Origin of the sequence: Rhodococcus sp. NPDC076796, assembly GCF_040702765.1 — a bacterium.
GTDB lineage: Bacteria > Actinomycetota > Actinomycetes > Mycobacteriales > Mycobacteriaceae > Rhodococcoides.
The window spans coordinates 167,784-180,289 of record NZ_JBFBMS010000001.1; the positions used below are offsets into that span (position 1 = coordinate 167,784).

12 protein-coding genes and 1 pseudogene are annotated in these 12,506 nt (G+C 64.1%); 6 read left to right on the forward strand and 7 right to left on the reverse strand.

The features are described 5' to 3' along the window. Positions 1-204: 204 nt before the first annotated feature. Both AB0366_RS00780 and AB0366_RS00785 read left to right on the forward strand, forming a co-directional pair. Positions 205-543, forward strand: a pseudogene (locus AB0366_RS00780) (methyltransferase domain-containing protein); the annotation flags it as partial. Positions 544-639: 96 nt separating this feature from the next. Beyond that, on the forward strand, positions 640-1,005 hold the full coding sequence (locus AB0366_RS00785) for a DUF1330 domain-containing protein (protein ID WP_121870557.1): 366 nt from the start codon (positions 640-642) through the stop codon (positions 1,003-1,005). A 60-nt stretch (positions 1,006-1,065) separates the two neighbouring features. On the opposite strand, the gene AB0366_RS00790 is transcribed toward AB0366_RS00785, so the two are convergent. Beyond that, positions 1,066-1,890 (reverse strand): dienelactone hydrolase family protein, encoded by an 825-nt coding sequence (locus tag AB0366_RS00790; RefSeq protein ID WP_366242329.1) that lies wholly within the window; start codon positions 1,888-1,890, stop codon positions 1,066-1,068. A 41-nt stretch (positions 1,891-1,931) separates the two neighbouring features. Beyond that, positions 1,932-2,267: a DUF2834 domain-containing protein gene (locus AB0366_RS00795; protein WP_121870559.1), complete on the reverse strand. Its 336-nt coding sequence runs from the start codon at positions 2,265-2,267 to the stop codon at positions 1,932-1,934. A 68-nt stretch (positions 2,268-2,335) separates the two neighbouring features. On the opposite strand from AB0366_RS00795, the gene AB0366_RS00800 reads away from it, so the two are divergent. Further along, on the forward strand, positions 2,336-3,193 hold the full coding sequence (locus AB0366_RS00800) for an SGNH/GDSL hydrolase family protein (RefSeq protein ID WP_366242330.1): 858 nt from the start codon (positions 2,336-2,338) through the stop codon (positions 3,191-3,193). Between the two features lie 2 nt (positions 3,194-3,195). Here the strand turns inward: AB0366_RS00800 and AB0366_RS00805 are convergent, their stop codons facing one another. The 3 genes from AB0366_RS00805 to AB0366_RS00815 all read right to left on the reverse strand — a co-directional run bounded on the left by AB0366_RS00805 (position 3,196) and on the right by AB0366_RS00815 (position 6,598). Beyond that, positions 3,196-3,585, reverse strand: a complete 390-nt coding sequence (locus AB0366_RS00805; RefSeq protein WP_366242331.1) for a VOC family protein — start codon at positions 3,583-3,585, stop codon at positions 3,196-3,198. A 107-nt stretch (positions 3,586-3,692) separates the two neighbouring features. Then, complete coding sequence (locus AB0366_RS00810) at positions 3,693-4,985, reverse strand: MFS transporter (protein ID WP_366242332.1); 1,293 nt, start codon at positions 4,983-4,985, stop codon at positions 3,693-3,695. Then, entirely contained in the window at positions 4,982-6,598 is a 1,617-nt protein-coding gene (locus tag AB0366_RS00815; RefSeq protein ID WP_366242333.1) for an AMP-binding protein, read from the reverse strand. The genes AB0366_RS00810 and AB0366_RS00815 overlap by 4 nt, the downstream gene beginning before the upstream one ends. Positions 6,599-6,749: 151 nt before the next feature. Between AB0366_RS00815 and AB0366_RS00820 the strand changes: the two genes are divergently transcribed. From AB0366_RS00820 to AB0366_RS00830, 3 genes are all read left to right on the forward strand, one after another. Next, positions 6,750-7,385, forward strand: coding sequence for a TetR/AcrR family transcriptional regulator (locus AB0366_RS00820; protein ID WP_366242334.1), 636 nt, complete (start codon positions 6,750-6,752; stop codon positions 7,383-7,385). 73 nt (positions 7,386-7,458) lie between these two features. Further along, a complete protein-coding gene (locus tag AB0366_RS00825) occupies positions 7,459-8,670 on the forward strand; it encodes an acyl-CoA dehydrogenase family protein (protein WP_366242335.1) in 1,212 nt (403 codons plus the stop codon). Next, entirely contained in the window at positions 8,667-9,692 is a 1,026-nt protein-coding gene (locus tag AB0366_RS00830; protein ID WP_366242336.1) for a phosphotransferase family protein, read from the forward strand. The genes AB0366_RS00825 and AB0366_RS00830 overlap by 4 nt, the downstream gene beginning before the upstream one ends. 14 nt (positions 9,693-9,706) lie before the next feature. Here the strand turns inward: AB0366_RS00830 and AB0366_RS00835 are convergent, their stop codons facing one another. Together AB0366_RS00835 and AB0366_RS00840 are read right to left on the reverse strand one after the other, a co-directional pair. Next, positions 9,707-10,639: an arabinofuranosidase gene (locus AB0366_RS00835; protein WP_366242953.1), complete on the reverse strand. Its 933-nt coding sequence runs from the start codon at positions 10,637-10,639 to the stop codon at positions 9,707-9,709. Positions 10,640-10,752: 113 nt separating this feature from the next. Beyond that, positions 10,753-12,360, reverse strand: a complete 1,608-nt coding sequence (locus AB0366_RS00840; protein ID WP_366242337.1) for a diguanylate cyclase — start codon at positions 12,358-12,360, stop codon at positions 10,753-10,755. Between the last annotated feature and the right edge of the window lie 146 nt (positions 12,361-12,506).

The following is a 12,506-nucleotide window of genomic DNA, read 5'->3' on the forward strand; positions in this document are numbered from 1 at the left end:
CACACTTCCCATTTATCGAGTCACTGGTTTCCCGCTCTGCAAGTTCTACGCTGACCATGGAACCACCGTCTCGGGGTCCAACAGCGGATCGACTCGCTGAACGAGCGGTCGAGTCTCCCCGAGGAGCTGTCACGCGGCGAAGGAGATCGAGCGCGCTCCCCATGACAGCGGCCATGGCGAACTGCCCGGCGGTGCTGCGACGCCGCGGTCAGCACGTTCACGCTGTGTAGTGTGCCCGACCCCGCTCTCGCGTTGCGCGAGATCGGACGCGTGCTTCGTCCTGGCGGCAAGTTGTTCTTTCTCGAGCACGGTCTGTCCCCGGACCCCCGCGTTCCCGCGTGGCAGCGTCGCCTCGACGGCATCGAGCAACGCGTCGCCGGCGGATGCCACCTCGTTCGCAACGTCCCCGAATTGGTGACGGACGCCGGCTTCACGATGGAGAAATTGGACACCGACCGGCTCCCCGGGCCACGACTGCTGCGCCCGTGGGGCCATCTGTCCCTCGGGGTTGCGGCTCTACCGGTCCGATGCCGAGGTCGATGAGCGCGGGCTGCGGGCCACATAATTGGTGCCGTCGGTGGTGCGTGCGCGGTTGCAATTACCGCTCCATCGGATCGTCGGCTGACGCATACTCGATCGATGGCTATAGATCCCCGAGGAAAAGACCTCAAGCGCTATCTGGAAGAAGACCCCGGTGGTGCTGTGGTGATGCTCAACCTGCTGCGGTTCGCCGACGGTGGCCGCGATTCATACGCCGAATATGCGAAAGCACTGGACGAGACGTTCCTTCCGCGCTACGGCGCGACGGTGCTGTACGCGGGCGACGGCTCGACGGCATTGGTAGCCGACGACGGTCAGGCCTGGGATGCGGTCCTGCTGGTGCAGTACCCCTCGCGCAAGGCATTCAGCGAAATGGTGGCCGATCCCGATTATCAGGCGGTGACGGCACTGCGGACCGGCGCGCTGAAGGAGGCGGTTCTACAGGCCACCGTTCCGTGGTCATGAATCTGGGGGCTCGCTGACCGAGTTGCTCGGTCACTCAGCAGGGCCGAGACAGCGATCTACTCAATCTGTCGGGAGCAACCGCTTACGGAACAGGTCGAGTACCTGATCCAGAGCCTCTCGTGTCGGCTCCCCCGGCTCGTCGATCAGTCCTTCGGTGACGACCGAATGCGGTGGTCCGAAGGCTTCCGGATTGAAGGAGGAGTCGGGCAGCTCCACCGAGACGAATGCGTCGCCGAGCTGCTCGCGCAGCCATTGGAATCGCGCGGGTGGGCACATCTTGTCGCCTTCGAAACGCATGCCCAGGACCGTGAGCTCCCCTGCCGCACAACGGCTTTTCACCTTGTCGAGGTCGCCCGGAGTGATGTCGATGGATCGACTGCGAGACTTCGAGGCCGCGAACGGAAGTGACGGCTGCGAGAGCACCGGTGCGATCAGTCGATCGTCCGCCGCCATGGCAAGCGCGAACCCGCCGGTGAAACACATTCCGATGGCACCGACGCCCGGTCCGCCGCAGCGCTCGTGCTCCTGCGCTGCCAGGGCGCGCAACCACACCACGATGCGCGACGATTTTCCGGTGGCCAGAATGGTGAATTCGCGACTGATACACGCCGGAACCATGGCGCGGGACATGGTTGCAACGGTGCCGAGCGCACCCAGTGGCGCGGCCAGCGGATCCTTGCCGTCGACTCCGAACAGATGCGGAACAACGGCCGTACAACCGATTCCGGCGACGGTTCTCGCGAAGTCCGCGACCCTCGGAGTGATGCCGGGCATCTCCGACATCACGATCACAGCCGGCCCGGTTCCGATGCGGTAGACGGGCGCTGTCCGCCCGTCGGCGGTGAACTCGGTTCGCTCGAAGTCGGCCAGCGTGTCATCGGTCATGGGAGTGCGTCCTTCTCAAGAGTTGGCTCATCGAACGGGGATTATCGCGAGTACTCGCGCAGCAAAAGGTACAGCGGTGCCGCGAAGCAGATTCCGACCGAACCGGTACCGACGGGCACCAGCCACCAATGCTTGACCCCGTTGTCCCTCGAATCCCACAGGGACCAGAGCCCGAACGCGACGCTGGTGATGCCGAGATCGGCCGTCAAAGCACGATTCGGCGTCGAGGCGACCCACTCGGCAAAGAAGGCGGTTGCGCTCTCGCGACTGACACCGTGCTCCTTGAAGTACGTCACCACGAAGGTGTTGGGGACGACGAAGCCGATGACGGTCAGCAAGAGCAGTAGGCGTCGACGGGTGGCATCTGCAGTTCTCATGGCACTGAACCTAGAGCAGATTCGTGCGGAGATACCATCTAAGACGGTATCCGGCGGCAAGGGGGTTCGTGGTGCGAAGTAGGACGAGACGGTTCGGGCTCGGAGCTGTCGCAGCCGTCGTGGTCGCGCTGGCGACGCCCTCTACCGCGGCCGCATCCTCGATCGAACACGTCAACCTCGGCGACAGCTTCAGCGCAGGAAACGGAGTGCTTCCACTGGCACCGGGGACACCGCTTCAGTGTCTGCAGTCCGAGCAGAACTTCGCCCACATCGTGGCGCGCCAGCAGGGTTACGACCTGACCGACGTGAGCTGCGGTGGTGCAGCAACCGAGGACTTCTACGCTCCTCAATCCAGTGGTACTCGTGCGCAATTCGATGCGTTGTCGCCGTTTACCGACGTGGTGACCTTGATGATCGGGGGAAACGACAACAGCGTCTTCTCGGGTGCGATTGCCGCGTGCGTCGGCGCACTGGTAACCAATCCCGGTGTGGCGAACCCGTGCGAGCAGCAGAACGGAAGCACCTTCGACGACAAGATCGTCGACATCACGTTGCCGTCGATTCGGCAGGCATTGCGTGACATTCACACTCGCGCCCCGGACGCGAAGGTGATCATCGTCGGCTACCCGTGGCTCATTCCCGCCGAGAGCACCTGCGAACCTCTGGTTCCCGTTGCGCTCGGAGATGTGCCGTATCTTCGCAACCTCCAGGCCACTCTGAACGAGGCGGTCCGGCAGGCGGCGGCCGATACCGACACGACATTCGTTGACATGTCCGTGGTGTCGGAGGGGCACGACGCCTGCCAACCCGTCGGAGTGCGATGGGTGGAACCGCTCCTGTTCGCAGACCAGTTCGTGCCGCTGCACCCCAACGCTCTAGGGGAGGCCGCCATCGCAGAGGAAGTCACCGACGCCCTGAGGGCCTGAACTCACTCGTCGATCGGCTGATTCAGAAACCATCGGTGCCCGAACGGGTCGACGAAAACTGCGACCCGGCCTGCGGGTGGGCTGTCCTCGGGACCACGCACCATCGCAGTTCCCGCAGCCGACACACGCTCAGCCAGTCCATCGACGTCGTCGACGACGATGTGCAGCGACACCGCAGCGCCCCGATTCGCATCCGGAGCCGCAACGCCTGCAGAGTCGAATTCGTCGGAGATCATCCACCGACCGTCACCGATGGCCAACTCGCAGTGACCTATTCGGCCGTCATCCATGACGATGGGCTCGTACGTGATCTCGGCACCCATTGCCGCGACATACCAATCGATCGCGGCGCGGCAGTCTGCAACGCACAGGTAGGGAGTCAGTGAGTTCACGGCCCCACCGTTTCGGCGAGTGCAGGCTGGATTCTCCGGGTGATCGAATCGGTGCTGTTCATGAAAGCAACGGTAGAACCTCACGCCACGTCAGGAGCACCCTCCGCTCAAACGTCCTCGAGTCGAATTCCCTTCGTCTCCCTCATGAAGAAGCACGCGACCCCCGTCATCGCGGCCAGGAACATGATGTACACGCCGAAGACCCAGCCCAGATCCAACCCGAGGAACAGCTGGTTGAAATACGGCGCAGTTCCACCGAACACCGCTACCGAAAACGAATATGCGAATCCGATTGCCTGCGTGCGGAGTCGGGTGGGAAAACTCTCCGACAGTGTCGACGACAGAATCGAGGCCGGGACGGCGATGACAAGCAGCGCCACCGTCGACGGGAGCAGCAACGTCCACCACTGAGTCGAGATCATCATCGTCAGCGGGATCTGAAGAACGAACATCGACACGGCGAAGGCGGCCAGCATCGGCCGGCGACCGATCGAGTCCGAGAGACGACCGAAGAACGGCAGCGACACCAACGCGATCAACTGAGCGACGACGAGCATCCAGTACGCGGTGTCGGGATTCATCCCACGCTGCGTGATGGCGAACGTCGACACGTACGAGGTCCAGGTGTAGTGCGCCGCTGTGATTCCCGAGGTCATTCCGATCATCAACACGATTGCCTTCACAACCGTCTTGCGTGCGATCGGAGCCTGCGTCACCTTGTTCTGCTCCGAATCGAAGACGTCGCTCTCGTCCATGTTCTTGCGTAGGTACAGAGCGAACAGCGCGAGGACTGCACCCAGCAGGAACGGGATGCGCCAACCCCATTGACCGACAGCAGATTCGGACAGCGTCGAGGTGATGACGCCACCGACCGTGTATGCCAGTGCCGAACCACCGAAGATCGCGACGAACGCGACGCTTCCCCACATTCCACGCCGGTTCGGTGGCGCGATCTCGCCGACGTAGGAGTAGGCCGTTGCGGACTCGCCGCCGTGCGCGAAACCCTGCATGACGCGTGCGAGCAGCAGCAGTACCGATGCCCAGGCCCCGATCGCACCGTAGGTGGGCATGATGCCGATCAGCAGGCTTCCGGCCGCCATCATCAGCATGGTGGTGACGAGAACGAACTTGCGCCCCTTCTTGTCTGCGATCCGGCCGAACACGATGCCGCCGAGCGGCCGCATCAGGAACCCGACGGCGAACACCGCCAACGTGGACAGTAGGGCCGAGACCGGATCGCTCTGGCTGAACATCGCCGCGGCGATGAACGGTGCGAACACTGCGTAGGCGCTCCACTCGTACCATTCGAGTACGTTGCCGATCGTGCTGGCGAACAACGACTTCTTCCGCGAGGCGATGTCCGGTGTCGAGCGGGTTTCGCGGGTTGATCCGACGGTCATGGGGTGTCACTTTCGCTCGAGTGAGTCTGTGCTGAAACAGGATTCAGTGCTGCGCGACGAATTTTCCCGGTCTGCGTCTTGGGCAGCTCGTCGATGATGTGTATTTCTTTCGGACGCTTGTAGGCAGCGAGCCGATCGCGCGCGAAGGCAATCAGCTCGTCCGTGGTCACGGCCGAACCATTGCGGACCGACACGTACGCGACAACTGATTCCCCTTGATAGGTGTCGGGACGACCGACCACGGCTGCCTCGAACACCATCGAGTGTTCGTAGAGGGCGTCCTCGACCTCTCGGGGCCAAACCTTGTATCCCGAGACGTTGATCTGGTCTTTCAGCCGGTCGACGAGATAGACCCATCCCTGTTCGTCGATGATCGCTACGTCACCGGTGTGCAGGCGACCTTCGGGCATGGTCGACGCCGACGCCTCCGGGTTCTGCCAGTAGCCCGAGACCACCTGTGGCCCGGACACTTCCAACTCGCCTGCAACTCCCGGTTCGGTGGGTCGCCCGGCGAGATCGAGTGTGCGCAGCTGCACGCGAGGAAGCGCCAGTCCAACGGACAGCGATCCGCTCGACGCGTCCACCGGTGCCCGAAGCCCAGGCGGCACTGCGATCACACCGGCTGTGGTCTCGGTCATTCCGTACGCATTGTGGATGTAGCACCCGAACTTCGCCTCGAACGCCGAGACGGTGGCTGGAGGAATGGGTGCGCCGCCCGAGTACAGCGACTTGACCGAGGCGAAATGCCTGCGGTCGACGCCCGGGCTCTCGGAGATCGCGTTGAAGACGGTGATGGACCCGATGGTGTAGGTGACCCGATGCTCGACGAAAGCGTCCAACGTGACGCCGGCATGGAAGCGGTGGGCGAACACGAGCACGCAGTCGCGCACCAGAGCCACCGCAGCATCGAGCATGGCACCGGTGATATGGAACAGCGGTGCGACAGCGAACACGACATCGCCATCCTCCAGTCCCGCACGCTCACCGAAGTCCGTAGCCGTCGCACACGCATTGGCGTGCGAGATCCGAGCGCCCTTGGGCGGTCCGGTGGTTCCGGAGGTGTAGGCCAACAACGCAAGATCGTCGGGCTGCGGTGTGAATGCACCCATCGCGTGACCGCGGTAGGACTCGACGAGGCCGAGCAGGTCGTTCTCGGGCGTCGGCGTGACACGCGTCGTCGTGGTGAACACACGCGGATCGTTGCGAGTCTGCAGATCCAGTCCGCTGGTGCTCACGAAGAACCGAATCGTACTGCCCTGCAACGATTCTTCGAGCACGTCGAGATCCGATTCGTCGCACACGAGCGCGACGGGCTTCGCGTCGTCGATCAGGTGTCGCAGTTCTCTGTTGCGGTACATCGGATTCAGGATCAGAGCGACGGCACCGATCTTCCACAGCGCCAAGAAGGTCAGTGCGTAGTGCGGAACGTTCTGCAGGTAGATGCCGACACGGTCGCCGGGGGTGACTCCGCGATCCGCGAACGCGGCGGCGACCGCGTCGGAGGCCTCGTCGACCTCGCGGACGGTGAGAACGGCATCGAAGTACGCCAGCGCAGGCCGACCGGGCGACCGGGACACTCGGGCGCGCCACGCGTCGAGAATGGTGAGGGTCATCGAGGACTCTTTCGATTGGGCGTCGGTCTGGCCGGCCGTACCGACCGAACACTCGCTCGGTCAGTTCTCCGTAGTGTTGCGGATCACAGAAGAGGTGTCAACCGGGTGCTTCCGGGACCACCCGCGTCGCTTCGCCATCTACGGTGGGCGCATGACCGCGACGCGCACCTGGCGAACGTACGAGGGCTCGAACCTCTCCCCTGCCTTGTCGTCGGCGTTGAACACGTTCGTGGAGCAGGGCTATCACGGGACGTCGGTCCGGCAGATCGCCGCAGGGGCGGGCCTGTCCGTTCCCGGCCTCTACCACCACTTTCCGTCGAAGCAGGCTCTGCTCGTCGGCATCATGGACGCGTCGATGGACGAGCTCTTGGAACGAACTCGATCGGCAGAGGCCGGTGCCGGTTCGTCGCCGAGTGACCGTTTCGACGCCGTCGTCGAATCGCTGCTGCTGTTCCACATTCACCGGCGCGACGCCGCCTTCGTGTGCTCGACGGAGATTCGCAGCCTCGATCCCGCGAATCGCGCCGCCTACATTTCCAAACGCGATGAGGAACAACGGCTGCTCGACGCGATCGTCGCCGCCGGTGTCGATGCAGGCCTGTTCGACACTCCGCACCCGAGGGACGCCAGCCGAGCCGTCACGACGATGTGTGTCGGCGTGGCAACGTGGTACCGACCGGACGGGCCGTTGTCTCCGAGCGAGCTGGTGGCGGTCTATCTCGACATTGCCCGTCGTACGGTCGGTGCGGCTACCGGCGGGCACGAACAGCTACCCGGAAATCCTTGACCCGACCGAGCGACTGTGCCAACCTTCCAGTGACCGAGCGAGTGTTCGGTCGGTACCGGAATGGGAGCGCATCGTGGCCATCGATCTGACGTACGACCCCGACATCGAGAAGCTGATCGATCGGACGCGCACGTTCACCCGCCAGCATGTGCTTCCCATCGAAGACCGATTCCTGGGCAACATCTCCGACGCCGGGGGCGACGAGCTGCGCGTCGAAATGCAAGCGGCCGCGAAGGACGCCGGCGTGTTCGCACCGCACGCGCCGGTCGAATACGGCGGCCACGGGCTGTCGATGAGCGACCGCGCGCCGGTGTTCGAAGAAGCCGGCTACTCGTTGTTCGGTCCGATCGCCCTCAACCTCGGCGCCCCCGACGAGGGCAACGTCCACATGCTCGCTCACATCGCGTCGGCAGCGCAGAAAGAGCAGTTTCTCGCTCCGCTCGCTCGCGGTGACGTGCGGTCGGCTTTCGCGATGACCGAACCCGCGCCGGGGGCAGGTTCCGATCCCGCGGCACTCACCACCGCCGCCGAACGGGTCGAGGGGGGCTGGAAGATCAACGGGCACAAATGGTTCATCACCGGCGCCGACGGCGCAGGCTTCTTCATCATCATGGCCCGCACCTCGGGCGCGCCCGGTGATCGCGGCGGGGCCACGATGTTCCTGGCACCCGCCGACACCGCGGGCATCAGGGTCGGCCGACACATCGGCACCCTGGACAAAGCGATGATCGGCGGTCACTGCGAGGTGTTCTTCGAGAACGCGTTCGTGCCCGACGAGAACGTTCTCGGTGCCGTGGACGAGGGATTCGCCTACGCCCAGGTGCGGTTGGGGCCTGCCCGCATGACACACGTGATGCGCTGGCTCGGGGCCTCCCGCCGTGCGCACGACATCGCCGTCGCTCAGGTGGCCCGGCGGGAAGGGTTCGGCGGGAAGCTCGGAGACCTCGGCATGGTGCAGAAGATGGTCGCGGACAACGAGATCGACATCGCGGCCACCCGGGCACTGCTGACGGTGGCGGGCTTCGAGTTGGATCGAGGAGGGCACGCGGGCAACGAGACGTCGATCGCGAAGACGTTCGCAGCCGAGGCCATCTTCCGCATCGTCGATCGCAGCATCCAGATGTGTGGAGGCCTCGGGGTGTCCGACGACCTTCCGTTGGCCAGGCTCTCGCGCGAAGTGCGCCCGTTCCGCGTCTACGACGGCCCGTCCGAGGTACACCGGTGGGCCATCGCCAAACGGACGATCGGTGCGGCCAAGCGCGCAGCGCGGGAGGCACAGTCGTGAGCGAACTGCCGGGCATGAATCGCGATGCGCTGGAACGGTTCCTACGAGGACAGGGAATCGACGTCGCCGGCGCACTGTCGGTCGAGATGATCAGTGGTGGTCGGTCCAACCTCACCTACCGGGCGTACGACGACACGTCGACCTGGGTCGTCCGTCGACCTCCCACCAGCGGGCTCACGCCCTCCGCGCACGACATGGCCCGAGAGTGGGCCGTCACCGAGGCGCTGGCGGGCACCGATGTACCGGTCGCTCGAACCGTCGCGTTCGACCGAGACGGTTCTGCGTTGGGTGCACCCATGACCGTCGTGAAGTTCGTCCCGGGTCGGGTGATCCGCACGCGCGAGGATCTCGACGATCTGACGGACGAGCAGGTCACTGCCAATGCCGCGGAGCTGGTTCGAGTTCTCGCGCGACTACACGCAGTTGATCCAGCTGCCGTCGGCCTGGACACCTTCGGCCGACCCGACGGGTTCGTCTTGCGGCAGGTCGCCACGTGGGCTCGGCAGTGGGAACGAGTCAAGACTCGCGACCTACCCGATGTCGAACGGCTGCATCGCGCGCTCGAAGCGGCAGTACCGGCAGGATCTGCGTCGTCCATCGTGCACGGCGACTATCGGGTCGACAACACCATTCTGGACGCCGACGACGTCGGTTCCGTTGCCGCGGTGGTGGACTGGGAGATGTCGACACTCGGCGATCCCCTGACCGACGTTGCGTTGATGTGCATCTATCGTCAACCGGTCTTCGATGCAGTCCTCGGCGCTGACGCTGCGTGGACGAGCGATCGGTACCCCTCGGCGGCAGACCTGGCGCAACACTACGCAGTGGAATCCGGTCGAGAACTTCACGATTGGGGCTTCTACCTCGCCCTCGCCAATTTCAAGCTCGGAGTGATCGGCGAGGGAATCACCCACCGCGCGCTGTCGGGCTCCGACACCGGGGACGGTGCAGGCAAGGCCGCGGAGGCTACCGGGGAGTTCATCGCGGCCGGGTTACGAGCACTCGCAGGAGCCACCGACTGACACGAAAACCACTGTCAGGCGGGCTCTCTCATCACACCGATGTGGCGGACGGTGTCCGACACACCCGGGAGTTCCCGAGGCTCGGACCAGGTGTTCAACCCGTCGGTGCTGTCGGAGTAGAAGTACTTCCGGTTGGTGTAGTCGTCGTAGTACAACCGCCATGTGCCGTCGGGCAATTCGATGACGGCCGGACCTTCTTTCAGTGGTCCGAAATCGCGGATGGGGACGAGGGTGTACGGACCGATCAACGACGGTGCCGTCCAGTGTTCGATGACCTTGTGGGTCTCGTTCTTGGTGAGTGCGTGGTAGGTCGGCCCTACTTTGACCACCGTGGTGTCGATGTGGTCCGCACCGATGCCGACGAACGGAACCGGGAAGCTCCACATCCTCAGACCCGGATCCATGGCCGTCATCAGATACGGGACGAACCCGCCGCCGGTCGACAGCGACACGATGACGCTGACGCGGTCGCCCTCGACGAACCACTCCGGTGCCCATGCCTTCGTGGTGAACGGAGACAGTGACGGTCCGTCCGAGAAGCCGGCCGATCCGCTGAATCCGGGCGGGCTGGCCGATCCGGTACCGGCTCCGGTGCCCGGCAGGAAAGCGCAGCAGAACGGGATCGGGAAGTTCTGCAGGAACGTCCAATTCACGCGGTCGCTGCTGCGCGCGAAGCCGATGTTCGCCCCGCCGCCCGTCGTGTACGTCACGTAGTACATACCGTCGGTGTGCCGGAATATGCTCGCATCGCGCACCACACCGGACGGAGGTCGGTACGCCGATGTCTGCAGTGCGGTGAAGTCGGTGCCGTCGCTGGATTCGTAGACATCCATGTCTCGATCGCTGTCGTTGCTGAACGCCACCATCGTGTAGCGCCACGCAGAGGGTGCAGCGGCACCGGTTCCCGCAGTGGAGAACATCAGCCCGGCGATCGCCAGGATCACCATCGGTACGACGAACAGGAACTTACGTACGGTCGATATCACCGAAGAAGTATGTCCGACCCATACGCACCATGCGTACCTTTGGTAACAGATACAACAGATCGTTACCGATGTTGTTATGAATGAGAAATGTACTGCGAAATAGGCTTGGCCTGGTACATCTCGTGATCGGCATCGTCGAGTATGTCCAAAGCACTTCGGGTGTCGTCGCGGTCGACGGTGACACCACCGATGCTCGCCGTCACTGTCAACACCCGCCCCGCGGTAGTGATGGGTGTGGCGAGTTCGGCGCGAACATCGTCGGCCTCGGTACCCACACAACGCGACACGACTGCCACGAACTCGTCGCCCCCGATCCGACCCACGAAGGCGTCGGCCGGAAGAGCTCGCGTCAGACGGTCTGCGACCACCCCCAGAACGGCGTCGCCGACGGTATGTCCGTGCAGATCGTTGATGGTCTTGAAGTTGTCGAGGTCGATGAACAGCACGGCCATGGAGTCCTCGCGATCGGGCTCCGCCAGCTGTTCGTCCAGACGAGCCAGGATCAACGGCCTGTTCGGCAGACCGGTCAGATCGTCGTGTGTCGCCGCATGCTCGAGCTTCATGCTCATCCGATAGGCGTCGGTGATGTCGACGAACGTCGCGACGACCGAGGGGGTCGGGTCGCCCGCGGTGAGCATCGTCGCCGTCAAGGACAGCCAGAAGTTCCGGCCGTCTCGGCGACGTTCGATCCCGATCACCGCCTGGCAGGGCTCGCCGGTCTTCCTGGTGACGGCGACGGGATGCTCGAACGGGTGAATCGGCGCTTCGTCGGTGCCGTACACCCGGAACGGAAGCACCGACGCCTGCCCTGCAGTCGCCAATCCGACCTGAATGTCGAGAATGGTCTTCGCAGCAAGGTTCGCCGATTCGATTCGGCCGGTGTGATCGAGAACGACGACACCCGCCTCCAGGGATTCCACGACCGCGGTGAAATGTTCCTCGACTCTGCGTACGGCACTCTGGTCGGCACAGACCAACACGTAGCCGTCGGGCATCTGGGCGGCCGATACGATAACCGCGAGCGCCGACCCGTCCGCACGCCGATGGGAATCGCACAGTCGGCCGCCGACAGCGAGAATCGCGGCCGGATCGCAGGGCACCCCGACGGCCGTCGAGACGTCACGACCGAGCACCTCCGCTGCCGGTCTCCCGTAGACCGACTCCGCAGCAGGGTTCCAACTCGAGACCAGACCGTCGACTGACACACCGATGATGGCGTCGCTGACGTGCTCGACCAGCGCGGCTTGCTTCTGCAGCGCCTTCTGCGCAGCCTTGTGTTCGGTGAGATCCCGAAGAATGACCTGAAACGCCGCCTCACCGTTCCAGACGGTGCGCACCGACACCGCTTCCATCGTCAGCGTCGTACCGTCGAGGGCCAGCACCGTTGCCTCCGACGCGGCGCTGGCAGTGCCGTGTGCGTCGAGGGCAGAGATCCGCTCGAGCATGGGTCCCACCGATTCGGTGGCGATGAACTCCGTGATCGGATGCCCGACGACGTCCGCAGGATCCTCGGCGCGCAGATACCGCATCCCGGCTGGGTTGAGGTAGACGAGGATGCCTTGACGATGGACACCGATCGCGTCCGGTGAATGCTCGACGAGAACTCGGTAACGATCGGCGAGTCCGGGCGACGCGGGAAGCGATCGAGGGTCGCCGACGCCATCACGCTCCCCTGGAGCCATGCTCGGTCCTCGCGATCGTAGGCGGACGGTCAACACCCGATTGAACCACTTACCAACGTGCCGTTGGCGACTCACGTCCGTTTCGGACTGTATGTCCCTTTTCTCGACTGGACCTGATGCCGGTTTGCGGGGCTAAATCGAGGAGC

Excerpts from the sequence above, each read along its gene's own strand:
- AB0366_RS00835 (WP_366242953.1), bottom strand. The coding sequence starts at position 10,639 with ATGGTGATCCTGGCGATCGCCGGGCTGATGTTCTCCACTGCGGGAACC.
- AB0366_RS00785 (WP_121870557.1), top strand. The coding sequence starts at position 640 with ATGGCTATAGATCCCCGAGGAAAAGACCTCAAGCGCTATCTGGAAGAA.
- AB0366_RS00840 (WP_366242337.1), bottom strand. The coding sequence starts at position 12,360 with ATGGCTCCAGGGGAGCGTGATGGCGTCGGCGACCCTCGATCGCTTCCC.
- AB0366_RS00795 (WP_121870559.1), bottom strand. The coding sequence starts at position 2,267 with ATGAGAACTGCAGATGCCACCCGTCGACGCCTACTGCTCTTGCTGACC.
- AB0366_RS00815 (WP_366242333.1), bottom strand. The coding sequence starts at position 6,598 with ATGACCCTCACCATTCTCGACGCGTGGCGCGCCCGAGTGTCCCGGTCG.
- AB0366_RS00790 (WP_366242329.1), bottom strand. The coding sequence starts at position 1,890 with ATGACCGATGACACGCTGGCCGACTTCGAGCGAACCGAGTTCACCGCC.
- AB0366_RS00820 (WP_366242334.1), top strand. The coding sequence starts at position 6,750 with ATGACCGCGACGCGCACCTGGCGAACGTACGAGGGCTCGAACCTCTCC.
- AB0366_RS00810 (WP_366242332.1), bottom strand. The coding sequence starts at position 4,985 with ATGACCGTCGGATCAACCCGCGAAACCCGCTCGACACCGGACATCGCC.